The organism is Pedobacter sp. 22226, assembly GCF_052045455.1.
GTDB classification, from domain to species: domain Bacteria; phylum Bacteroidota; class Bacteroidia; order Sphingobacteriales; family Sphingobacteriaceae; genus Pedobacter; species Pedobacter jeongneungensis.
In genome coordinates this window covers 1-24,187 of sequence record NZ_JBQEPB010000016.1, presented here as the reverse complement: position 1 = coordinate 24,187, position 24,187 = coordinate 1, and the positions used below count along the sequence as shown (strand labels likewise).

Below are 24,187 nucleotides of genomic sequence, written 5' to 3'. Positions count from 1 at the left end.
TTTAAAACTAGAGATGACGAAAATTCACCCTGCCTTTTATTTAAACGCTTACTAAGCTTTCTTCTTGTAATAAGATTTGCAACAAAAAAATCAGTTTGATAAACCAAAGGAGATGACGATACTTTTTTAGTCCTGCTATTAAAGTTCATCAAGGGCAAGGTTTAATTTCAGCACATTTACTGATGAAGGGCCGAAAACACCCATAAAAGGTTTAAGCGTATTCATGGCAACGAGTTCTTTTACCTTTTTTACATCGATTTTACGGGCTGCAGCAACCCTCTGGATTTGGATAGCCGCACCTTGTTCAGAAATATTGGGATCTAATCCGCTTCCTGATGCTGTAACCATATCAGCAGGGATATCTGATTTTTTAAGCCCAGGATTGTATTTCAATAAAGTATCAATCCGGGTTTGAACCTCTTTTAAATAATCGGGGTTGGACGGACCTTTGTTAGAACCTGCCGAACCTGCTGCATTGTAGGCAACTGCCGATGGTCTTCCCCAGAAATATTCTGGTTTGGTAAACGATTGTCCCAACAAGGCATAACCCACAACTTTACCATTTCTGGTAATTTTTTCTCCTCCACCGTTTCCTTTAGACATTTTACCGATAAAGGCCACTGTGATTGGATATACTACGCATAACAACACCAATAATACAAGTGTTAAGCGGATAGATTGAATGATGTACTTTTTCATCTTATTATTTTTTAATTTTTATTGTTGTCATGCTGAGAAACGAAGCATCTCTAATTTATCAGGCAGTGCCGGATTTTAGATAGTTCATTATCGCCTGCAGATGCTTCGCTGCGCTCAGCATGACAGATTTTTTATACAAATAACCCCACCAATAAATCGATTATTTTTATACCTATAAATGGGGCTACCACACCGCCGATGCCGTATATAAACAGGTTACGGCGTAATAAAGCGGTTGCACCGATGGGTTTGTAAGCCACACCTTTTAAGGCTAAAGGGATCAGGATTGGGATAATGATGGCATTAAAAATCACTGCCGACATAATTGCCGATTCTGGCGAGTGCAAGCCCATAATGTTCAGGCTTTGCAAAGCAGGAATCGACGCAATAAACAGTGCCGGAACGATGGCAAAATACTTGGCCACATCATTCGCGATAGAGAAAGTGGTTAATGTACCACGGGTAATCAACAATTGTTTACCGATTTCAACTATCTCGATCAGTTTGGTCGGGTCATTATCCAAATCGACCATGTTACCTGCTTCTTTAGCGGCCTGTGTTCCACTGTTCATGGCTACACCAACATCGGCTTGTGCCAAAGCAGGGGCATCATTGGTACCATCGCCCATCATCGCCACCAGCTTGCCAAGTGCTTGCTCATCTTTGATGTAGTTCATTTTATCCTCTGGTTTAGCCTCAGCGATAAAATCATCAACCCCTGCTTTTTCTGCGATATATTTAGCGGTTAAAGGGTTATCGCCGGTAACCATCACCGTTTTTACGCCCATTTTACGCAGACGTTCGAAACGTTCGCTAATGCCCGGTTTAATAATATCCTGCAACTCTATTACGCCAAGCGCTTTTTCGTTTTCAGATACCACTAAAGGTGTTCCGCCGTTGGTGGCGATGGTTTTTACGTGGTTTTCGATATCAGAAGGGAAATTATTTCCGGCTTTCTGTACGATATTCCTGATCGAATCGAAAGCACCTTTTCTGATCCTTCTTCCGTCTACAGTATCCAATCCGCTCGAACGGGTTTCGGCAGTAAACTTGATAAATGCAGATCCCTCTGGTGTTCCGGCAGATTTAACACCTTGTTCGGCAGCCAATTCGATAATCGATTTTCCTTCCGGGGTTTCATCAGCCAACGAGCTTAATACGCAGGCATCGGTAAATGCTTTAATGTTGATGCCGGCAGTTGGGTAAAAATTGGTGGCTTTACGGTTACCAATGGTAATGGTTCCGGTTTTATCCAGAAGCAGCACGTCAATATCACCGGCAGTTTCTACCGCTTTACCCGATTTGGTAATTACGTTAGCTCTTAATGCCCTGTCCATTCCGGCAATACCAATGGCCGATAAAAGTCCGCCGATGGTGGTTGGGATTAAACACACAAAAAGTGAGATCAATGCTGCGATGGTAATCGGTGTATTGGCGTAATCGGCAAAAGGTTTCAACGTTACGCATACAATAATAAATACCAGGGTAAAACTCGCCAGTAAAATGGTTAAGGCAATTTCGTTTGGTGTTTTCTGACGTGAAGCACCTTCAACCAGGGCAATCATTTTATCTAAGAAGCTTTCGCCGGGAGCAGTACTTACCTGAACTTTGATCTCATCAGATAAAACTTTTGTACCACCGGTTACCGAAGATTTATCACCACCCGATTCACGGATTACCGGAGCCGATTCGCCCGTGATGGCCGATTCGTCGATAGTAGCAATCCCTTCGATAATTTCTCCATCGGTAGGGATGGTATCGCCGGCTTCGCAGATAAATACATCTCCTTTTTTTAACTGGTTTGAAGAACGGATCTCGATGGTTCCGTTTGCCAAAAGCACTTTGGCAGGAGTTTCTTCCCTGGTTTTACGTAAACTATCGGCCTGTGCTTTACCCCTTGCTTCGGCAATGGCTTCGGCAAAGTTTGCAAACAACACGGTAAGCAATAACACCAAAAAGATGAAAAAATTATATAAAGGTGATCCCTGGCCGCTGTAGCTGAAAGAATACACGGTAACGTAAGCCATCACCAGGGTTCCGATCTCTACGGTAAACATTACCGGGTTGCGGACCATCGCCCTTGGATCGAGCTTAATGAAAGATTGTTTTAGCGCGGTCTGCACTAAGGCAGGTTCGAACAATTTATTATTGGGTTTCATTTTTTTATTTGTTATGTGATTTCACAGATTTAATTGATTTCACAGATTATGTTGTGGTTTGTCATCCTGAGCTTGTCGAAGGATTTTTATATTGCTTCGTTTCAGTGTGCTCAATCTGACAACTCTCATTTATTTAAGCATGGTAAAGTATTCTGCCAATGGACCTAATGCCAGTGCAGGGAAATAAGATAATGCGTTCAATACCAGGATTACCGCAAAAGTCATCAGGGCAAAGGTTTTGGTATCTGTTTTAAGTGTACCAGCCGATTCAGGAATGAATTTTTTCGCACCCAATAAACCAGCGATGGCAACCGGACCGATAATAGGTAGGAAACGGCCAAGGAAAATCACAATACCGGTTGATAAATTCCAGAAGATATTGTTATCGCCCAATCCTTCAAAACCCGAACCGTTGTTGGCATTGGATGAAGTGATTTCATACAGCATTTCAGAAAATCCGTGGAAACCAGGGTTATTTAGCCAGTTTTTAGGTTGAACAGCCCATGCAGCATCGCCATGACTGTTAAAAATGTAACTGGCGATGGCTGTTCCGGCAAGGATTAAAAACGGACTTAACAACGTAATAATGGCGGCAATTTTAATCTCTCTTGCTTCTACTTTATGTCCAAGAAACTCCGGCGTTCTCCCCACCATCAGGCCCGAAATAAACACGGCAACAATCAGGTAGATAAAGTAGTTTAATAAACCTACGCCACAACCGCCATAAAACGAGTTGATCATCATGGCCAGCAATTGCCATAAACCGGTTAAAGGCATGGTACTGTCGTGCATTCCGTTTACCGATCCAGTAGAAATTACAGTGGTTAGTGTACTCCAGTATGCGGTAGCTGCAGGACCAATCCGCATTTCTTTACCTTCCATTGCGCCCGTAGTTTGCGAGATACCCATTTTTGCCAAAGCCGGGTTACCGCCTAATTCGGAACTTATTGTTGGTAAGAGTAACATAAAAAAACCGATCGTCATTACACCGAAAATGGTCCAGGCCAGTTTTTTCCTGCGGATAAAAAACCCGAAAGCAATCACCATAGCCAATGGGATAATGGTTTGTGCAATAATTTCGGTCATGTTGGTCAGGTAACTTGGGTTTTCGAGTGGGTGTGCTGAGTTGGCGCCGAAATATCCACCTCCATTAGTACCTAAGTGTTTAATGGCGATCATTTGTGCAGCAGGCCCTCTCGAAACATTTACCGTATCGCCCTGTAAAGAAATAAATTTATCTTTCCCGTCGTAACTTGCAGGCGTACCGTTAAAAGTTAAAATAAGGGCCACAACAATTGATAATGGCAACAATAAACGGGTAATTGATTTTACAAAAAATTCCCAGAAATTGCCCAGTTGGGTTGTTGTTTTATCTCTGAAAGCTTTAAAAAATACCACCACAGCGGCTATACCTGTTGCTGCACTTACAAACTGAAGAAACATCAGTACAAATTGCTGGGTGAGGTAACTTACGCCACTCTCGCCCGAATAATGCTGCAGGTTACAGTTGGCAACAAAGCTGATAATGGTGTTAAAAGCCAGATCGGGGGTCATGCCAGGATTCCCGTCCGGATTGAAGGGAAGTTTATCCTGAAAGATGAGTACGAAAAAGCCGTAAAACAACCACAATATATTAATGGTAAGCAGGGCTTTCATCTGCTGCTTCCAGTTCATTTGTTCTTTTACGTTAATGCCGGAAAGCTTATAAATACCGGTTTCCAATGGTTTTAAAAAATCTGTCCAGACTTTTTCTCCTGCAAAAACCTTGGCCAGGTATTTACCCAATGGTATTGCGATAACCAGGGTAAGCAGGAAGGTGGCAATAATGCCTGTTAATTCAGTGTTCATTTTTTGATTTGTTAATTGCTCTCCACTGAGGAGAAAGATTAAAATTTTTCGGGTTTGATCAGCACGTAAATCATGTAGATAAATACGGCGATGGCGATAATGAATAATGCGATCATAATGTTAGATTTTTTCGAACCAGTCGATTGATTTGTAAGTAGCCCAGCAGAGCAAAACGAGGATTAAAACAATAAGTGTTGTCATGATTCTAATGATTTTGAATGCCATTAGCCAACTCCCATACCACAAAAGGCAGAAACAGTATAAAAAACTGATTTACAATTAATTACATATATACATTTTTTGTTACTAAAATTTGGGCAGAAAAAAACCCTTCCATTTTGGAAAGGTTTTTTTCATTGTGGGAATTACCCGTCATTGCTGGGAGGCTTTCAGAGGGTCATCACCCTGAACTTGTTCCAGCGTCTTTCATGCAGGGTTAAACCTCTCCTCATTCCTTCATTTCGAGCGGAGTGCAACGAAGCCGGGAACCACGAAGTGCTCAGCGAAGCTAAATCTGTCTCGAGATAGATTTCTCCGCTCCACTGCGTTTTCAAAGGAGATGACGCTCATTTTATTAAGTCGTCACCCTGAACTATTCCAGCGGCTTTTATGTAAAATTAGCTCACAATCTGGGTTCTGTGTTTATCGGTTAGGGATTCTTCACTGCGTTCAGAATGACAACCGCGATTAACAATTCCGGGTGAGACCTACCATTTAATTCCGTGTTTCTGAGTTTCCGTGGCAAAAAAATTAGTCTTAGCGAAACGCTAAGACCAGGTAACTGTCATTCTGAACGCAGTGAAGAATCTGTTTTGTTGAGCAATGGCTTAAATAAACCTACCGCTTTGAACACGGTGTAATCTGGGTTCTGTGTTTCATCGGTTAGAGATCCTTTATTACACTACTATTGACAGCCCCTTTAATATGGTCGTCATTGCTTCGTCGGCTGAAAAAGCCTTCTCAGCAATGACGAGACTTTCAGAGGGCCGTCACCCTGAACTTGTTTCAGGGTCTTTCATGCTTGCGCTCGTTTCCAAACGAGTGCATAAATAGTCATACGATTTTATCGTTGCAAACGATATCCTATTACAACACTCGTTAGAAACGAGCGTTAGCAGAGGTTCAGAATGACAGCGATTCCAGCAAACTGATATAAATATCAATTCCTTCTTCAATCTCTTCCACACCGATAAACTCATCAGCCGTGTGCGAGCGGGCAGAATTACCCGGTCCCATTTTAATGGATGGCATATCCAGCCAGCCCTGATCTGAACTTGTTGGCGAAAGGTATGTTTGCCTGCCCAGACCAATTCCTGCCACAACCAAAGGATGAAGAATATCGATATAAGATGGTTTTAAAACATTTGGCCGTAGCGTAAAATCGCATGAAGTATGGTTAATGATGGTATTTACAATTTCCCTTTCGGTATAATTATGGTCGAAACGGATATCGACCGTAAAACTACATTCGCCGGGAACAATATTATGCTGAATGCCCGCTTTAATCTCAGTCACCGTCATTTTTACGGGCTGCGGCTGATTATCCATAATCGGGAACAGGTAACTTTTAAACCATTCAATATCTTTTAAAGCATGATAAATGGCATTGTCGCCTTCTTCACGTGCGGCGTGGCCTGATCGGCCTTTAGCAGCACAATCAATCACCATCGAACCTTTTTCGGCAATGGCCATCTGCATGCAGGTTGGTTCGCCAACAATGGCAAAGGCAATTTCTTTAATATCGCCCAGAATATCGCGGATACCTAGTTCGCCAGAAGTTTCTTCTTCGGCTGTAGCAGCTAAACAAAGGTTAAAAGGCAGGTCTTTCCGCTCAAAGAAATATAAAAAAGTGGCTATTAACGATACTAATGGCCCTCCGGCATCATTGCTGCCCAAACCATATAATTTTTCGTTTTCTATAACCGGACTAAAAGGATCGCGGGTATATTGTCCGTTGGGTCTCACCGTATCGTGGTGAGAGTTTAAAAGAATCGTGGGTTTTGCCGCATCCATGTATTTATTGTAGCACCAAACATTATTATGTTTCCTAAAAGTATTAATGCCGTGCTGGTTTAAAAAAGATTCGATATGATCGGCTGTGAGGTTTTCTTCACCACTAAATGAAGGGATGGTAATTAATGTAGAAAGAAGTTCGACCGATTCCTGATATAAATGGTTAAGATCAGGGCCTTCGGTAAGGTGTATTTTACTAATGGTATTCATGACTGATGTGGTTAGATAATTAAGAATGAGCAACTTCCTGATAAATTTCTGTCTGCTGGTACACCACAGGCTGGGCATCGATAAAATATTCAGGATCAAAAAGCATCGCTGTACACAGGCAGTTGCATTTTTTCTTGCGTTCCAGAATATCATAGTTTACACAGCTTTTGCAACCTTCCCAGAAATGCTCGTCGTGGGTAATTTCGGCAAAACTTACCGGTAGAAAACCAAGTTTAGCATTCATCCGCATAATGGCGGGACCAGAGGTAATGCTAAAGATTTTTGAATTGGGGTACAACCTTCTCGACATTTTAAAAATCCTGTCTTTGATTGCTTTCGCCACTCCCGAATTCCTGAATTTTGGGGCAACTATTAATCCCGAATTGGAAACAAAACGGCCGCCTTCCCAGGTTTCGAGGTAAGAAAACCCTACCCATTCTCCGGTATTGGTTAGGGCAATTACCGCCTTGCCTGCTGTCATTTTTTCAATTACTGATGCTGCGGTTCTTTTGGCGATTCCTGAGCCACGTGCTATGGCCGATTGTTCTGTTTCTGTTATAATTTCTTCTGCGTAAGGTGCATCGTTATGATTGGCGATACGTACAAAAATGATCTGGTTATCCATGATGATTAAAATTTCATGCTGCGCCTATTACAAATCGAATACCGCAAATCATTACCCTTGCCACAATCGCTGTTAAAATACTTCAGGGGCCCTTATTTTTATTTAAAAAATATGGTCAAGCTTTCCTTACCCTACCAAAATGAAAGGCTTAATTTCATTTTGAAAAAGCACAATAGGATTTTATTATAAATAAGCAAAAAACTTTCTCTTCATATTTATCGTATGTTATTTTAAACCTAACAGGAATAACCTGGCCAGGCTTAGTAAGTGTTAAAGCAGATATATACCCGAGTATTCAAAATTTTTTAGTACATTATATCTTATGTATATACCTTTTAACCTAAATTTTATGATATGACGCCTAATCCCGACAGCAGCTCTTTTGTTAAGCCACTCATCCAGTATATGGAGCAATATCATCCAATTTCTCCAGTTCTTGTTGCACTTTATGCAAAGCAGTGTACACTTTTAACCGTTAGAAAAAATAAACACATTGTTTCTCCTGTTGATAGTAATGCGGCACTTTATTTCGTTGTTAGCGGCATTGTGCGGGGATTTATAAAAGACAGCGATAAAGATATCACCACTTGGTTCTGTTTTGGAAACAACATTGTCGGGGCTATCCGCCATCCCGATCTTCAGCCCAACCACTCTGTTGAATATTTGCAGGCATTAGAAGATTGTGAACTGATCCGCGTGCCTTATGCGCTGATCGAATATGCTTATGCCAATTTTGAGGAAGCAAATATTGTTGGCAGAAAACTTTTAGCCTTACATTACTACGCGGCATCCGAAAGATCGATCCTGGCACGGATTCCAAATGCACTGCGGAGGTATCAGAAACTGGAAGAAAGCAAAAAAATAGACCTGAACAAAATACCTCTACGCTATCTGGCCAGCTATTTAGGCATGAGATTAGAAACCTTAAGCAGGATCAGAAGTAAAGAATTGAATAAAGCGGACAAAGAGCCTGTGGAGGTATAAACGACCTGAAACAATAAATACATTCTAATTTAGCCTGAAAAGACGGCACACCCCATTTGGATGTACCGCCATTTACCTGAACCAATAAATCAAGTGGTTTAGGTTTAGAAATTTGTGTTTACAATTAATTGACTTCGGCCCGAATCAACAAAATCAAGCGGGATAATACCGAATTTACCATGCGTATTATTGGTAAAAAAGGTAGTTATTTTTGGATTGACAGCATTTGAAACTGTAGTAATGCTAGGGATACTGAATATACCCGCTTTATATCCGCTTGCATAATTAAGGTAAAGTTTATTCGAAGTATCATTTTTTGCTTCGTTCAACAAGGTTTCTATTCTGGCCCATTTCGTATTTACATCGTTAACATTATAAAAATCCTGCACTTTTAAATTGGCAGCGGCATTGTTGATATCGAACGTGGTGTTATCGGCCCAGGCAGTAGCATCGATCCCTTTTGATGACGATGCCCCAAACCTTCTTAACAACCTGATTTTTCCGCGGATACTGCCCAGGGTTGGGATATTATTCCCTAAATCCCATTTGCCTGGATTTTGCTGTACATAAGAGTCGAAAGTTTGCTCAAAGGAACGGGTATTGTTCGATGGGGTATGCTCTTCTTTCACACTCATAATAATGGCTTCTGTTGGGTGACTGTTTAAAAAATTGATACAGGCATTCAGCACATCATTAAAATTAAGGTTCTGGTAAATGGCCCCGTGGTGAATGGCAAAACCATTGTCGATGTGCCTGCAACGGATATCAAGGTAGCGCACACCTGCATTTAACTGATCGGCAATGCTCAGGTTCTGGCATTTAGCCGTACCGGCAACGGGTTCTATCATAGCACCAGAATCGTGCGTACCTGGGATAGAAAGGGTAGCAATGCTGTTCTGATCGGCAAGTACGCTCATCCAGTTATTGAGCGAAAAACTTAATAGTGCCGCATTTGGATTTACATTTTCTTTCAGTTTTGGTCCGGAAAATTTTTCAGTCTCTTGTTGTTCTTTTTTACAGGCGCTAAAGGTGAGCACCAGGGCCACGAAAAGTGGCAGTTGAAGTTTCTTCATAGTTTTTTTAAGGAAGATTGATGATCTATTTGGTTCAGTGTCTTAAAGTTAGTAAAAGGTTTTACTAAATCGATACACTTAACAATTTTATAATGATTGTTTAATTTGAGTGGCATAAAAAGAAAAAGCCACAGTGTTATTACACCATGGCCTTATATTAATCAACTAAACCTTGTAAATACTAACCAAATATTTACGGTTTGATGTAGGGCAACCTTTTAATTTCCGATTAAATTCAGTTGAAATGGAAAAGTGTTGAAATCAAATGCAAGGGCGTAAGCCCCTGCATCGATCGCGTTTGTTGTCCCTAGACATTGTACATCAGATATCCCTAATACCTCATTACGCTACAATTATAGTAATTAACTGAGGTGATGTGATGATTCAAACATATCCAAAGCCTATCCAAAACTATGAACAGCTAAAAAACTAATAACCAGCGCTATAAATCATAATTAATTTGTCGGATTTTCTAGAAATAGGTAAACATTACGGTTGATTGGCAGTTTTTATTGGCAACAGCCCTCACCCAGTGTGCACTAAAACCATCGGGGAATGCATAATTTATGGTTTCTCCTGCTTTGATAGAAAATGTTTTGTAAGGATGAAAACCCGATAGGTCGAAGTCAATCTCCAGAGTGATTTCTGCATCTTTATCAGCTGTCAGGCTTACCTTTTTCTGGTCGTAGCCCGTCATAATGTATGGTAATGATGGTTCGTTCGCTTTTACAGCTGTATTTTTCCATACGGCACCCTCTCCCACTGGTTTACCCATTTTCCACAGATCATCAATACCGCCATACCACAATCCGTTGGCCTGGTTACCAAAATAGTGTCCATCTGGATTTGCGCCCTGCCTGGTACCGCTCATCACTAATAATCCCCGCCAGGTGCAAAAATCCGTAATCTTTTTATTGTGGGTGGCAACTGGCCTGATGGCACTGAATCCGGATTCGCGGCCAACTTCGTAAAAAGTACCCTGGATGTTCATCATAAAACGTTCGGATTCTACCTCTCTTTTATCGCGGTAAGGAAAAAGTTCGTATTCAGCTGATCCTTTTGGCAAACGGAAAGTGCCGGTTTTATCTTTTATAATAACGGAGGCATCATCAACGCTATAATTTTTAGTTATGGCCAAAAGTTTTTCCATTTGTGCGGTACTATCGGCAGCAGGATTTAAAAACGATAATTTCTCCTCAACTTCCTGATATTGTTTATTGCTGTTTGTTGTATTTAAAACCTGAAGGTTTTTATTGTAATTTGAAGGACGGATTAAATTATCGTTCACTTTAACTTTCTCATTAATCCCGGCCAGTGCGTTAAACATCGGATCTTCGTTTTTATGCATTTTTCCGGTAAAATGAAAAAATGCGGAGGCTATACAGTTCTTATCTGTTATGATCCGTACCCAGGTTGCCTTAAAATCAGCCGGAAATACAAAATACTGATATTTATTGGCCGCAACAGTTATTGTTTTATAGTTTTCCCATTTATTATTCCCGTTTTTGTCTGTCTGAATGGTAAAACGCATAGCTTCTTCCGATTGCTGAGCAAGGTGTAAAACCTTTTTGTCAAAACCATTGACTAAAAATGCATCTGAAGGGATATTAGCTTTAACTTCATCATTATCCCAAACGCCGCCCCAACCTGTTGCACCGCCCCAGTCTTTTAAATCGTTCCATTGCCCGAACCATAGGTTAGATTGCGCCCTGCCAGCCATCGGGTTTTCTAAAACAGTGGTTTCATCAGTCGAAATTACGATCTGGTTGTTCCAGCTGCAAAAATCGGGAATGTAGCGTAAATGGCTATTTACCGGAGCAATCCCCCCACTGTTGTTCCTCGAAAAAGTTTTTGGGAAATCGTACATCATGCCATGCATGTCCATCAGCATTTTACCGTTGCCAACCTCGCGGATACGTGGCCATTCGGTGTACCAACCACCACGGTGATCGTAGGTATGGGCTGCTTTGGGTAAACGATAGGTGTACCATTTTCCACCATCCAGTAATTTCAACATCACCGAACGTTTATCCCATCCAATGCTCCAAAGCGGCGATTTATCATTTGGAGAACCATAAATACCACCTGGTCCGGTTACATCGGTAAACTGTCTGCGTTCAATTATTTTCCATGTTTTTCCATCCCAGCTGGCCAAAACACCTTTTTCTTCATCATTTTTTGGTAAATCGCCTGCTTCGAGCATGTCTTTTGTGAGTTTAAAAACAGCTTCTTCACCATTATTGGCCACTACCAATTGTTTTTGTGCTGTATAAGCGCCTTTGCCATGCCAACCAGGCACAGGTTTATTAAAAAGTTTTTTTACGGCAAGTGTATGCACATTAACTTCGTACAGCATCCCTTCCATGTCGTAAAAATAAACCATGTTGGCCGGATCGGTAAGGTGGCGCGTGGTTGAAGTCATCCGGCCGGGCATCACCGAAAACGGGATTACCCTGATTTTACCTTTGTCATCTATAAAATAATTGCTGGTAATTAACTGATTGGATTCTTTATGGATCATCCGGTTTGCCGGGGTGCCTCCAATGCTTTCGGGATGTATGGTAACGTTAAGGTTGTTATCGATACTATATAACTTGTCTGAGCTTCCTTTGGGCATGTGCGGCGAATAGGTAACCATCCAAAGTTTGCCTGCCCAGGGCGTAATGGCGCCTATACCATTTTCACCACCATCGCCATAGCTTTTAGTAGCTCCTTTTATTTGCCAGTTTTGCTTATCCCAGCTTTCGTTAAATGTGGCCAGATGCGGATAAACACCACTTACCTGTAAGGGTTTTGTTTGGGCAGCGGTTAATTGAGCGGTAAAAACGGCAGCGCTTATTAAGGCACTAAATTTTAATATAAGGTTTGTTTTCATGTGTATGTTTTAAACAGCCGGAAGTATTGTTCCGGCTGTTGTATTTAATAATTCGGGTTTTGTGTCAATTTTGGATTTAATCTTACTTCAACGGCAGGTATTGGCCATAAATATTGTTTGTTTTTATCGAAACTCCGGGTAAACAGAATTTTTACATCAGCACCAAAACCTGAATAATCGGCAATTCCATCATCATCAATTGGTGTAACACCCGGGAAAGGCCATTTCGCCCTGTTCTGGTTAGCAGGATCCGGTAAGCCAATAACGGGTTTAGTAAGTGCTTTTTCGGCAAGCTTCCACCTGATGAGGTCCATGTAACGTAAACCTTCAAATGCAAATTCTATTCTTCTTTCTCTCCTTACTACTTTTTTGAGTTCGGTTAAATCAAGTGTGGTAACTGCAGGATAGGATCCGGTTTGAGTTGACGCAACACCATAAGCCCTCGCCCTTACCTTATTCAGGGCATCTAAAACAGTGGCATCTGCCTGTCCTAATTCTACTTTAGCTTCGGCATAAGTGATCAACACTTCTGCAAAACGGATAATAATGGCATCATTATCTTCATTATGGGTATCCGACCAGCTCTGCTCTACACCTTTGCGCCAAACAAAACCGGTAAAAGTGGCAAAAGGTGCAACTGCCCGGGTATCGTTATTGGTTACTTTCCGCCCTAACTTATTGCTCCAAACCTGTGTTGAATCCGGATGCGGATTAAAATTATAGCCCAGCCAATAGCTATCAAAAGGCACCACTGTGGCTGCCAAACGTGGATCTCGGTTATCAAATGGTTTTAATGGATTGTACAAGGGAGATTCATCAATTGGTTTACCATCAGTACATTCGTAAGCATCAACCAGCTCGCGGGTTGGCATGGTAGCGGCAAATCCACCTGCATTACGGGTTAAAATATCATCGGGTACACTTGATACCTTTTGGGTCTGATCGCGCGGGATGCTTAAAATAATTTCGGCACTTTGTTCCCCAGCCCTTTGAAATAATGCAGCGTAAGAAGTGTTTAAAGTATAAGCGCCTGCACCGTTTAATTCCATTACCGCTAAAGAAGCTGTTCTTGCCGTTTCCCAATCGCCCATGTATAAGGCTGTTCTCGCTTTTAAAGCCAGGGCGGCACCTTTGGTTAATCTCTTTACTGCTGCGCCATAACTTTGAGGCAGGTTTTGTGCAGCAAAATCATATTCTGTCTTTAAAAAGCTGTAAATATCCGCTTTTGTGGTTTTACCAACATTGCTCGCTTCTTCTATGGTCTGCGTTTTTAAAATGAGCGGCACATCCCAAAAATGGGTAATCAATTTGGTGTATTGGTAAGCCCTTATTAAACGCATTTCGGCTTCAAGCCTGGTTATAACGGCTAATGGTGTATTGGATGCGGCACGGTCTTTACTTTCTAAAAAAGTATTGGCGCGGGCAATTGCCTTATAACAATTTTGATAAAAGGTTTGCACATTACCATCTGTTGAGGATAAACTGCCGGCAATTACCGGATTACCGCCTGAGCCACCGCGGTAAAAACAATTATCGGAAAAGAATTCTTCCCAGGCGCCAGTGCTTTCTTTAACCGGCGTCCAGAAATCCAAACGGTACAAATCGTTTACAGCGAGCTCCAGTTCGTTCTGGTTTGAATAAAAATTATCAGAACCGGGACTTGATAAGGGGTTTAAATCAAGCTTTTTACAAGAAAATCCGCAGAAAGCCAGGATAGATATGATGAATAACTTTTTCATTTTATAATATTTTGAACCGTTAAAACTTAACTGCAACTCCGCCCAAAAAGGTGGTAACGATGGGATAACTGGCATTTCCAGATTCGGGATCGGCATATTTCGGAAATTTACTGCTGGTGAGGAAATCATTTGCGGCAACATAAATCCGGATAGACTGCAGGCCGATTTTTTTTAATAACGCCTGTTTACTAAAGGTGTAACCCAGCGTGGCATTCTTTAACCTGAAATATGATCCGTCTATCAACCAGAAATCGGAACTGGCATAATTGTTTGTGCTGCTGGTGTTTGATAACCTTGGATACTGTGCTGCAAGATTTTGTTCTGCACCATTTGTTTTACTCCAGAAATTGCCATCGAGCAAGGTCGGAAAATTACCGAACTGCTCCTGGAAAGGCCTTACCACATCATTATTCAAGCGGCTTAATCTTTTGCCCACACCCTGGAAGGCCATACTAAAATCGAATCCCTTATAACCGATATTGATATTGCCTCCATATTGGTACCGTGGCAGAGAGCCACCCAGCAGAACACGATCATCAGCATTGATAATCCCATTATGATCGAGGTCAACATAACCGATATCGCCAGCGGTAATGGCCGAGCTGGTTTTAGCGGCCCCGTTTGCAGCGGCTACATTTTGGTAAATTCCTGTTGATAAATAGCCATACCATTCGTTAAACTGGCTGCCTTCCATATTTACCTGCTGACTGTTGATTTCCTGGCGGGTACCATTCATATTATTGATCTTGCTTTTGGCATCGGCAATGTTAAAACCTGCGCTATAAGTAAAATCGCCAATTTTATCTTTCCAGTTTAAACCAAGTTCCCATCCATATACATCTAAAATTCCTGCATTTTGAGTCGGCCTGTCGTAACCCAGATTATAGGGGATATCCAGAGAAAGCAATATATCTTTGGTACTCTTTTTATAATAATCTGCAGTAATACTTAAGCGGTTATTTAAGAAAGCGGCATCGATACCGATATCGGATGATTTTGTGGTTTCCCATCTGATATCCCTAATGGCATAAATGGTTTGGGCCGCAGTTGTTAAGGGCACCAATACGCCGTTCTGATAAAACAGTGCGGTATTGGACAGATCGATAGATGCCTGAGAAGGATAATAATTCTGAGGCAAATCTTGTTGAGGATAAAAACTAGGTATATTTTGTTTATATGGGTTAGTAATCCGTTGATTACCTACAGTTCCGTACGAAGCCCTTAATTTAAGAAAGCTTACCCACTTTACATTTTTCATAAAGTTTTCTTCCGAAATGTTCCATCCGGCCGAAAAAGAAGGGTAAGATGCACCACGGAATCCGGGAGCAAAACGTGAGGACTGATCGTACCTTAAATTGGCCTGGATATAATATTTACCCATAAAATCGTAGGTTAACCTGCCGAAAAATGATTGAAGGCTTTCTTGCCCAGCATCGCTTAAGTTATCCCTCAAAAGCTGTGAGCCCACACTTAAATAGGGATAATCCGTTAAGGCAAATCCATCCCTGCCTGCACCCAATGTTTCGTAATTAAAGTAAATGCTCTCGAAACCTGCCAGCGCACTAAAATTGTGCTTATTGTTAAAACTTTTGGTGTAATTAGCTAAAAACTGACTGTTTAACTGGTAAGTTTCGTTACGTGATTCCCTTAAAGTGGTTAAAGCAGTATTGGTAGCAGCACTTGATGTACCATCAGCATTGGTGTAGGTAATTTTTTTCGAAAAGGCTTTACTCTTGTCAAAATCGAAGGTAGGTGCAACCTGCGCCGTTAAGGTTAAATCTTTAATGGGTTTAAAATTTAAAGCCAACCGGCCTTGTAACTGGTTAGAAGCCCCTGTTGTGGTTCCACCTTCATTTAACTGGGCCAGCGGGTTTCGCCCGTCTTTTGCAATGGCATAAGCCCCATTGGTATAAGTAGCAGCATAAATAGGCGGCATTAACCTCGCTTCGTAAATCGGACTCTGCCCGCTAAATGGGTTATTTACCAGCGAAAGGTTATTTAAACGCCTGAACGATAAATCGACATTAGCATTGAATTTATCACTGAGTTTAATATCGTTGTTTACCCTAAACTGGTAACGTTCGTAATTGTAGTTATTGTAAAAAGCGCCAATATCCTGGTAACCGAAAGAAGCTTTGGTTTTTAACTTTTCGGTACCCGAAGTAAAACTCAGGTTATGCTCCTGCCTTGGGGCGTAATCTCTGGTTAAAATCAGGCTTTGCCAATCGGTATTTCCAAAAGGGAACAGATCTGGCGTTGCGGCCCTGCGCGCATCAAAGTTTACAATGTAGTCATTTGCGTAGGGTCCGGTTGCCGACCCATCGTTAGTGGCCTGCTCGTTAAAATACCGCATGTAGGTAGGAGAATTTACATAAGCAGGCAAGGCTGTAGGTTTTTGCAGGGCGTACTCAAAATTATAATCAAGGTTTGAAGCTCCGTTCTTGCCGCGCTTGGTGGTAATCAAAATTACACCAGCGGCACCTCTTGATCCGTAAATGGATGCGGAAGAAGCGTCTTTTAACACACTGAACGATTCTACATCATTTGGGTTCACCAGATCCATACTGCTTACAGGTATCCCATCAACCACTACCAAAGGTGCATTTGAGTTTAAGGTGGTTACGCCCCTGATCTGCACTGTTGCCCCCGCACCTGGTGCCGCACTACTTCGCGTTACCGATACACCCGGAACGGCTCCCTGTAACGACTCTGAAATCTGAGCGGTTTGCCTTCCGGTAATATCCTCGGCACTGATGGTAGAAATTGCGCCCGTTAAATCTTTCTTTTTCTGGGTACCGTAACCCACCACTACCACATCGTTAAGATTTTTGGTATCGGCAGCCAAACTAATGGTCAGGTTTGTGCCGGTTATCGAAACCATTTGTTCCTGATAACCGATATATGTAACCAAAAGTTTATCGGTACCGGTTGGAAGATTTAAACTAAAAAGACCGCTGGCATCGGTTGTGGTACCCGTTTTTGTACCCGGAATACTAATGGTAACACCAATCAGGCTTTCTTTGTTACCTGCATCAATCACCTTCCCGGTAACCGATCTGGTTTGTGCCTTTAGTGCGTAACAACTGCACAAGAAGAACACCATTAAGAGTAGTTTTCTTTTCATTAAATTTGGTTAGTTTTATAAAAAATAGTTTGTTTTGCAGCGAAGAAACTTTTTACCTTCATTTGCTATGATAAACTTAGGCAATGATTCAAGTCCCAAAACGATAACCATTTATACAAATGTTTATCAATATTATTAACAAGACAACAAGCTAATAATCACCCACTTAAACCGAATGAATAGTGAATTTGTACAGGCTGAAAATTCTGTTTTTTTTAAACAGCTGGATATCTGTTGTAAAAAAGTAGCACTTCAGATCGGTGAAAAAAGCATTTCGGAATGGAAGAATAGCGATTACATCAAACTCAGTGGTTTACTGCACCGGAAAACCAAAGTGCATTTAAGTGAAAATACATTAAAACGTATTTTCGGAAAACTGAAAAAACCTACACGTTATTACCCGCAAAAAGCAACGAGAGATGCCCTTGCACAATTTATCGGTTTTAGGGACTGGTACGAATTTGAACTTTTACACCCGGTAACCGAAAGGGAAAACAGTACAGTTCATGCTGCACCATCAATACCTGTAAAACCAAAGCCTAATTATACCCTTTATTTCATATTTGCTTTTTTTATCATAGCCGTATCTACCGGTGTTTACTATTTTTTTAAAAATGATGAAGTTCGCAATGTAAAGCTGGTCTGTTTAAATCCGGAAGGGAAAAGCCCGCACTCTGCTATTTTTAAGCTTGGTGTAAAAGGAAAACTATCTGATGAATTAAGCAATTTTGTGATTGATTTTGGAGACGGCAGGTTAAAGCAATCGAATTTTAGCGACAGTACAGCAAATCATTATTACGAAACCCCGGGAAGGTATTTCCCTTTATTATACTATAAAAATACCATTATAGATACAGCTTATGTGTACCTGCAAAGCAAAGGTTGGGATATTATTGCAACCATGCAAAATGATTCGACGAGGGTTTATCCGATATTAAAAAGGCTTTCTACAATGCATGATTATCACGTAACCAGCAGAGATGCGCTGGATGCAGGTGTTGATACGAGTAAAACATTTTTTGTGTCGTTCGCCAATGTTAAACCCACACAAATCAGTGCCGATAATTTCGAGTTCAATGCCGGTATTACTACTTCTGCCGAAAGACCAGGGGTACGCTGCTCTCAGGTAGATCTTGTTTTCTATGGAGAACGAGATAAACATTTTCTGAGTATCATCAAACCTGAGTGTACGGTTTGGGGTTCATACAAGTTTTCGGAAGTTAAAAAAACAGGTCAAAAAGATGATTTAAGAGAATTTGGACATGACCTCACCAATGGTGGCCAGGTTAAACTGAGGGTAGAAAAACAACAGGTAATCCTGTTTATAAACGGCAGGGAAATCTTTAAAACGAAATATCGTACCCCAATTGGAAAGTTAATGGGTTTCAAAGTTGTTTTTGCAGGTATAGGTTCTTTTAAAAACTTCAGCCTTGCTGATTTAACAACCGGCGAGAAGTTTTAATCCTCCCTTATTCAATTTTTATCATCTCTTAGAAAAACAAATCCCAAAAAGGAATAGATCATTAAGCAAGCTGTTAAAATAGTTATATTAGCGGCACTAATCATAATGAACATTTCGAAAAACGCCGGTTTAAACAAAGTATTCACATTTCTTTTAAAAAAGGAATGTGTTATTGCCATTTATCTTCTGCTGGCTGTTGTTGCCGGTTTTAAGCAATATCATCATCATTCGTACAATAATTACCTGATCTTTAAATATGTGTACTGGCATACCGCAGATCTCCAGAATTTATACAGCAATTATCCCGAATATTTAGACAGTAACCATTACGGACCGGTGTTTTCGGTTTTTATTGCACCATTTGCCCTGTTACCCGACGGTTTAGGCTGTATATTATGGAATATTGCCAATGTATGTATATTGCTTTGGGGAATATACAGCTTACCTATATCGCTTAAAAAAAGGACAATTATCGCCTGGATCTGCGCGCATGAGGCATTAACGGCACTTTTTAGTTTTCAGTTCAACATTGCCTTAACCGGAATTATATTACTCAGTTTTTCTTACCTGATCAAAAAAAAGGAAATACAATCTGCCTTTTTTATTGCCTTTGGTACATTGGTAAAACTTTACGGGATAGTTGGATTAGCCTTTTTCTTTTTCACCAAAAACAAGTTAAAATTCATTTTAGGCTGTTTTATTGCATTTGCTTTGTTGTTTGCTTTGCCCATGGCGATTTCGTCGCCGGCATTTGTCATACAATCATACAGCGATTGGTACCATTCTTTGGCACATAAAAATGAGCTGAATGCCTCTCTAACTTCTTTTCAGGATATTTCTTTAATGGGCATGGTTAGAAGGACAACAGGTAATATCAACATCCCGAACATGCCGTTTTTATTGGGAGGTTTAATCTTGTTTGGTTTGCCATATACCCGCATTAACCAATACAAATATTTGGGTTTTAGGTTAATGCTACTGGCCTCGACATTGATTTTCACCGTAATTTTCAGCAGCGGGTCAGAATCGCCAACTTATATTATTGCTTTTGCAGGTGTAGCCGTTTGGTTTATGGTGCAGCAAAACCCCAAAAAAGGATGGATAACTGCCTTATTTATTTTTGCTTTTGTATTAACCAGCTTATCACCAACCGATATTTTTCCCCGGGCTGTTAAAGAATTTATTCGTCTATATTCGCTTAAAGCCCTACCTTGCGTAATTATTTGGCTAACCATAATATACCAAATGATGAAAGAAGATTTTAAATCTTATCAGATTGCCGATTAATGAATAAATTAGTTTCTATAGTAATCCCTGCCTACAATGAAGCCGATAATATTTTCGTAATTGCCGAAAGTATTAAAAATGTTTTTTCGTTGATCGATTACCGTTACGAAATTATCCTGGTGGATGATGGAAGCGCCGATTATACCCTCGAAAAAATTAAGGATTATGCGGCAACGGCTGATAATATTTTCTTTCTCGAATTTTCGAAAAATTTCGGTCACCAACTGGCGGTAAAAGCCGGTATGGATCATGCTTTCGGCGATTGTGTAATTTCTATGGATTGCGATATGCAGCATCCGCCAGAACTGATCCCCCAAATGCTACAGAAATGGCAGGAAGGATTTGAAGTGGTTTATACCATAAGGGAAGAAGATAAAAACCTGTCAAAAGGCAAGAGAAGCTCCTCAAACCTGTTTTATAAAACCTTAAACTGGTTATCTGATATTGATTTAGAACCTGGCGCAGCTGATTTTCGTTTGCTTGATCAAAAAGTGGTGAGTGTTTTCAGGAATTTCCACGAAAATGAGCCTTTTTTACGCGGTTTGGTAAAATGGCTGGGCTTTAAACAGTTTGCAATCAGGTATAATCCTGCTGCACGTTTCTCGGGACAAAGCAAATACACCATTAAAAAAATGCTAAGGTTAGCCTTACATGGCGTAACTTCGTTTAGTATAAAACCACTATATTCTGCTGTTTATCTGGGCTTTATTCTTTCATTTGCATCAGTACTGTATATCCCTTACATTATTTATGCTTTTGTAAACCATGTAGAAGTTTCTGGCTGGGCATCGGTAATTATGACCATTGTCTTTTTTGGCGGACTGCAGCTTATTATTTTAGGCATAATTGGGATTTACGTTGGTAAAATGTTCATGCAGTCTAAAAACCGTCCTAATTATATTATCCGTTCAACTAATATTCACCAAAAATAAATGGTACTGTTAAGTTTTGATATCGAAGAATTTGATATGCCTTTTGAATATGGAAAAGATATTTCATTTGAAGATCAGATTGCCATTTCGAGAGTGGGTACCATCGCCATTTTAGATATTTTAGATCAATATAAAGTAAAAGCCACTTTTTTTTGCACCGTTACTTTTGCCGAAAATATCCCCGACCTGATTAAACGGATTACAGAAACAGGACATGAACTGGCTTCGCACGGTTATTATCATTCAGATTTTAAACCCGAACACCTGCTTCAATCCAAACTTAAACTCGAAGAACTTTCCGGGAAAGAAATTACAGGTTACCGCATGGCGAGGATGATGCCTGTTGATGAAAAAGAAATAGAAAAAGCCGGATATGCTTATAACACCTCAATAAACCCCACCTATTTGCCCGGAAGGTACAATAATTTTAATATTTCGAGAACGCATTTTGTTAAAGATAATGTATTGCAGATCCCGGCATCGGTAAGTCCGTTAATACGTTTCCCTTTATTTTGGTTGTCATTTCATAACTTACCACTCAGCATTTACAAAACATTGGCCAGCTGGACCTACAAAAAGGATAAATACCTGAATATTTATTTTCACCCCTGGGAATTTACTGATCTGAACGATTTTGAACGTTTTGGTTTCCCGGGTTATGTGAGGAAAAATACTGGAATAAAAATGATCGAACGTATGGAAGCACTTATTTCGTGGATGAAAGCGAAAAACTATCCCTTCGGAACTTTTCAGGAGTTTATTAAAAACCTGCCCCGGTAGTTTTTTAAGAAAAATATTTGAACGTTTGGTATTCGGGGCAGTTACAGGAGTATTTAGCCCCGGGCGAAGCGGCATCCCCGAAAGCGCAGCAAAGGGATACAGCGCAGCACGGGAACAAACCTAAATAGCTGTAATGGCCCTGCGCTCCAAAAAACTAAAAATCTACTTTATTTATACGTCTCTGCTAATTTTAGTGCATTATAAGCGTTAACGATGCCTCCGCTCACACATATTTCGCTAAAAAGTACCCGAACATTTTCACCTTTTTCATTTTTGTACTTCACTTTGTGGGCTACTTTCGAAACTGATTTCATAATAATTTCCCTTACCTGAGCAGGTTTTAACTGTGGATAATAGCTTAAAATTAAACCGGCTAAACCAGCAACAACAGGTGAGGCCATACTTGTTCCATCCGCTTCTTCATATTTATTATCGGGCACTGTCGATTTAATTAAAAATCCAGGTGCAAAAACATCAACGCTATATTTGCCATAATTAGAGAAATCGGCTTTCAGGTTATCATCATCTTTGTATGCACTTGCGCCCACCTCGATCCAATTACTGGCATGCGGAAGGGCAAATTTTGCCGAATCTATTACGATGGGTTTAACCAATGCTGATCGTTCGAAAGGAGGCCGCATTCCCATTCCGTTATTCTGTCCCATTGGGCGGGGGGGAGTAAAATCTGGTTTCGCTGGCTTTTTGTTGGCTTCTTTATAAACTTCAGCTTCTTTGCTATCAAAAAACTTGTTCGGGTAATTTTCTTCCAGATCATTGTTCTGGTTATCATTTCCAGCTGCATGTATCAATAATACACCTTTGCTCTCAGCGTATTTAACTGCAGAATCTACAGCTTTCTTATCCCATTTATAGCTCTTACCAAAACTCATGTTAATTACCTTTGCACCATTATCAACAGCATAACGGATGCCATTGGCTACATCTTTGTCGCGTTCATCACCGGTAGGCACAACCCTAATGGCCATGATACTGACGTTATTGGCTACGCCTGATATACCAATTGAATTTGTACGGTCGGCACCGATAATGCCCGATACATGTGTACCATGGAAAGCATCCGGTCCTTTCACATCGTTATTTCCATAATCTTTCTGGTAAGAATTGCTGTAATCATCCCCTACCAATTCGGCCCGCATATCATATTTAGGATTCAGGTTATATTTCAGCATGGCATCATATTGCTTGTACCCTTCTTTTATACTTTTGTAAAATTTATCAAAACCACCATCCTCTTTAGAACCTTTTCTGATAATGGTTTTCACCTGTTCTTCCGTATCATCATCAGCTTTATAGCGGTCAATATCCTCAAGCGTTGGCATTTCCTTTTTATTAATTTTAGCTACAGAATCTAAAACTTTATTAATGGCAATGAGGAAAGCAAATGTATTGCTGGCATCTTCGTATTTCTTACCAAAATCGCCCACCATTTTTTTATACAACCTAAACTCTTCTTTTTGCGTACTATCTAAAGGGGTTAAATTAGTGGTAGACTGGTATTTTGGCCTGTAAATCCTTAATAACCTCACCAGTTCTAAATTATCAAATTCCAGATTTCCCTTTTTAGATCCGATGAAATTCCATCCGTGTATATCATCTATATAACCATTGCCATCATCATCAATTCCATTACCAGGTATTTCCTTTTTATTCGTCCATAAAATACGTTGTAAATCGGGATGATTGGTATCTACTCCCCCATCAATTACAGCTACAATAATGTTCTGTTTAGGCTTTTTTTCTTTTAATAGCTCACGATAAGCCTTTTCGGTACTGATACCAAAATATCCATTCTCCAGTAAGTCTAAATTAAACCAATTGGCAGGGAGTTGCACATTTTTATTCTGGGCAAAAGCACTCAGGCTTATGCAGAAAATAAAAACAAGAAAAGTTAATTTCTTCAGGTTAGCGTTCATCATAGCATTATGTACGTAATGCTACAATAATACGGTTTTATTACCTTGAGGACGTAAGATTTTACATTTTTTAACAAGGGGGATGAGCTGATGCAAGATGGAAAATGGATGATGTAAGACGCAAAGTTTTCGGAAGCGATCTGCTTAATCCGTGAGAACATATCAGCATTATACGCTAAATATTGATATAACTGAATTTAGTATATTTTTTTGGAGCGCAGGTTTCTGTGCATTTAGGTTGGGTTCCGTCCTGCTGTACGCTAAATCCTTTTGGGAAATCATTCTAACATAAGCAATCCATCTTGCCCAAAAGGGATATCGCTTCCATCAGGGCTATATAACCAGGGATAGAGGTATGATGAAAGATGTAAAATGGATGACGGAAGATGGAAAAGGGTCGATGGAAAATTGCCTCTACAGAAATCAACGCTATCTGCGGGAAC

16 protein-coding genes are annotated in these 24,187 nt (G+C 40.5%); 5 read left to right on the top strand and 11 right to left on the bottom strand.

Annotated elements, in window-relative coordinates; genetic code table 11:
- Positions 1–138: 138 nt before the first annotated feature.
- From ACTJKC_RS25265 to ACTJKC_RS25240, 6 genes are all read right to left on the bottom strand, one after another.
- Positions 139–699, bottom strand: coding sequence for a K(+)-transporting ATPase subunit C (locus ACTJKC_RS25265; RefSeq protein ID WP_440796432.1), 561 nt, complete (start codon positions 697–699; stop codon positions 139–141).
- 131 nt (positions 700–830) lie between these two features.
- A complete protein-coding gene (gene kdpB, locus ACTJKC_RS25260) occupies positions 831–2,858 on the bottom strand; it encodes a potassium-transporting ATPase subunit KdpB (protein ID WP_440796430.1) in 2,028 nt (675 codons plus the stop codon).
- 129 nt (positions 2,859–2,987) lie between these two features.
- Complete coding sequence (gene kdpA, locus ACTJKC_RS25255) at positions 2,988–4,706, bottom strand: potassium-transporting ATPase subunit KdpA (protein ID WP_440796428.1); 1,719 nt, start codon at positions 4,704–4,706, stop codon at positions 2,988–2,990.
- Between the two features lie 38 nt (positions 4,707–4,744).
- Positions 4,745–4,822 (bottom strand): potassium-transporting ATPase subunit F, encoded by a 78-nt coding sequence (locus ACTJKC_RS25250; protein ID WP_082035969.1) that lies wholly within the window; start codon positions 4,820–4,822, stop codon positions 4,745–4,747.
- Between the two features lie 1,006 nt (positions 4,823–5,828).
- Positions 5,829–6,929, bottom strand: coding sequence for a M20/M25/M40 family metallo-hydrolase (locus tag ACTJKC_RS25245; RefSeq protein ID WP_440796426.1), 1,101 nt, complete (start codon positions 6,927–6,929; stop codon positions 5,829–5,831).
- A gap of 19 nt (positions 6,930–6,948) precedes the next feature.
- Positions 6,949–7,554 carry an N-acetyltransferase gene (locus ACTJKC_RS25240; RefSeq protein ID WP_440796424.1) on the bottom strand — a complete coding sequence of 202 codons (606 nt, stop codon included), beginning with the start codon at positions 7,552–7,554 and terminating at the stop codon, positions 6,949–6,951.
- A 354-nt stretch (positions 7,555–7,908) separates the two neighbouring features.
- Between ACTJKC_RS25240 and ACTJKC_RS25235 the strand changes: the two genes are divergently transcribed.
- Complete coding sequence (locus ACTJKC_RS25235) at positions 7,909–8,538, top strand: Crp/Fnr family transcriptional regulator (RefSeq protein ID WP_440796422.1); 630 nt, start codon at positions 7,909–7,911, stop codon at positions 8,536–8,538.
- A gap of 104 nt (positions 8,539–8,642) precedes the next feature.
- Here ACTJKC_RS25235 and ACTJKC_RS25230 read toward each other — a convergent pair whose 3' ends face one another.
- The 4 genes from ACTJKC_RS25230 to ACTJKC_RS25215 form a co-directional block, all read right to left on the bottom strand.
- Positions 8,643–9,611 carry a phosphatidylinositol-specific phospholipase C gene (locus ACTJKC_RS25230; RefSeq protein ID WP_440796420.1) on the bottom strand — a complete coding sequence of 323 codons (969 nt, stop codon included), beginning with the start codon at positions 9,609–9,611 and terminating at the stop codon, positions 8,643–8,645.
- Positions 9,612–10,083: 472 nt separating this feature from the next.
- Positions 10,084–12,486 (bottom strand): hypothetical protein, encoded by a 2,403-nt coding sequence (locus ACTJKC_RS25225; protein ID WP_440796418.1) that lies wholly within the window; start codon positions 12,484–12,486, stop codon positions 10,084–10,086.
- A 44-nt stretch (positions 12,487–12,530) separates the two neighbouring features.
- A complete protein-coding gene (locus tag ACTJKC_RS25220; RefSeq protein WP_440796416.1) occupies positions 12,531–14,225 on the bottom strand; it encodes a RagB/SusD family nutrient uptake outer membrane protein in 1,695 nt (564 codons plus the stop codon).
- Between the two features lie 19 nt (positions 14,226–14,244).
- Positions 14,245–17,349: a SusC/RagA family TonB-linked outer membrane protein gene (locus ACTJKC_RS25215; RefSeq protein ID WP_440796414.1), complete on the bottom strand. Its 3,105-nt coding sequence runs from the start codon at positions 17,347–17,349 to the stop codon at positions 14,245–14,247.
- Between the two features lie 175 nt (positions 17,350–17,524).
- Here ACTJKC_RS25215 and ACTJKC_RS25210 point away from each other — a divergent pair, with 175 nt between their 5' ends.
- The 4 genes from ACTJKC_RS25210 to ACTJKC_RS25195 all read left to right on the top strand — a co-directional run bounded on the left by ACTJKC_RS25210 (position 17,525) and on the right by ACTJKC_RS25195 (position 21,810).
- Positions 17,525–18,811: a hypothetical protein gene (locus ACTJKC_RS25210; RefSeq protein ID WP_440796412.1), complete on the top strand. Its 1,287-nt coding sequence runs from the start codon at positions 17,525–17,527 to the stop codon at positions 18,809–18,811.
- A gap of 105 nt (positions 18,812–18,916) precedes the next feature.
- Positions 18,917–20,098 (top strand): glycosyltransferase family 87 protein, encoded by a 1,182-nt coding sequence (locus ACTJKC_RS25205; RefSeq protein WP_440796410.1) that lies wholly within the window; start codon positions 18,917–18,919, stop codon positions 20,096–20,098.
- Complete coding sequence (locus ACTJKC_RS25200; RefSeq protein ID WP_440796408.1) at positions 20,098–21,030, top strand: glycosyltransferase family 2 protein; 933 nt, start codon at positions 20,098–20,100, stop codon at positions 21,028–21,030. Before ACTJKC_RS25205 ends, ACTJKC_RS25200 begins: the two co-directional genes overlap by 1 nt.
- Positions 21,031–21,810, top strand: a complete 780-nt coding sequence (locus ACTJKC_RS25195) for a polysaccharide deacetylase family protein (RefSeq protein WP_440796406.1) — start codon at positions 21,031–21,033, stop codon at positions 21,808–21,810.
- Between the two features lie 167 nt (positions 21,811–21,977).
- On the opposite strand, the gene ACTJKC_RS25190 is transcribed toward ACTJKC_RS25195, so the two are convergent.
- The gene (locus tag ACTJKC_RS25190; RefSeq protein WP_440796434.1) at positions 21,978–23,744 is read right to left on the bottom strand and encodes a S8 family peptidase; all 1,767 of its coding nucleotides are present in this window, start codon (positions 23,742–23,744) and stop codon (positions 21,978–21,980) included.
- Between the last annotated feature and the right edge of the window lie 443 nt (positions 23,745–24,187).

Bases quoted from the DNA above. Each gene is read 5' to 3' on its own strand.
- ACTJKC_RS25265 (WP_440796432.1), bottom strand. From the start codon at position 699: ATGAAAAAGTACATCATTCAATCTATCCGCTTAACACTTGTATTATTG.
- kdpB (WP_440796430.1), bottom strand. From the start codon at position 2,858: ATGAAACCCAATAATAAATTGTTCGAACCTGCCTTAGTGCAGACCGCG.
- kdpA (WP_440796428.1), bottom strand. From the start codon at position 4,706: ATGAACACTGAATTAACAGGCATTATTGCCACCTTCCTGCTTACCCTG.
- ACTJKC_RS25250 (WP_082035969.1), bottom strand. From the start codon at position 4,822: ATGATCGCATTATTCATTATCGCCATCGCCGTATTTATCTACATGATT.
- ACTJKC_RS25245 (WP_440796426.1), bottom strand. From the start codon at position 6,929: ATGAATACCATTAGTAAAATACACCTTACCGAAGGCCCTGATCTTAAC.
- ACTJKC_RS25240 (WP_440796424.1), bottom strand. From the start codon at position 7,554: ATGGATAACCAGATCATTTTTGTACGTATCGCCAATCATAACGATGCA.
- ACTJKC_RS25235 (WP_440796422.1), top strand. From the start codon at position 7,909: ATGACGCCTAATCCCGACAGCAGCTCTTTTGTTAAGCCACTCATCCAG.
- ACTJKC_RS25230 (WP_440796420.1), bottom strand. From the start codon at position 9,611: ATGAAGAAACTTCAACTGCCACTTTTCGTGGCCCTGGTGCTCACCTTT.
- ACTJKC_RS25225 (WP_440796418.1), bottom strand. From the start codon at position 12,486: ATGAAAACAAACCTTATATTAAAATTTAGTGCCTTAATAAGCGCTGCC.
- ACTJKC_RS25220 (WP_440796416.1), bottom strand. From the start codon at position 14,225: ATGAAAAAGTTATTCATCATATCTATCCTGGCTTTCTGCGGATTTTCT.
- ACTJKC_RS25215 (WP_440796414.1), bottom strand. From the start codon at position 17,349: ATGAAAAGAAAACTACTCTTAATGGTGTTCTTCTTGTGCAGTTGTTAC.
- ACTJKC_RS25210 (WP_440796412.1), top strand. From the start codon at position 17,525: ATGAATAGTGAATTTGTACAGGCTGAAAATTCTGTTTTTTTTAAACAG.
- ACTJKC_RS25205 (WP_440796410.1), top strand. From the start codon at position 18,917: ATGAACATTTCGAAAAACGCCGGTTTAAACAAAGTATTCACATTTCTT.
- ACTJKC_RS25200 (WP_440796408.1), top strand. From the start codon at position 20,098: ATGAATAAATTAGTTTCTATAGTAATCCCTGCCTACAATGAAGCCGAT.
- ACTJKC_RS25195 (WP_440796406.1), top strand. From the start codon at position 21,031: ATGGTACTGTTAAGTTTTGATATCGAAGAATTTGATATGCCTTTTGAA.
- ACTJKC_RS25190 (WP_440796434.1), bottom strand. From the start codon at position 23,744: ATGAACGCTAACCTGAAGAAATTAACTTTTCTTGTTTTTATTTTCTGC.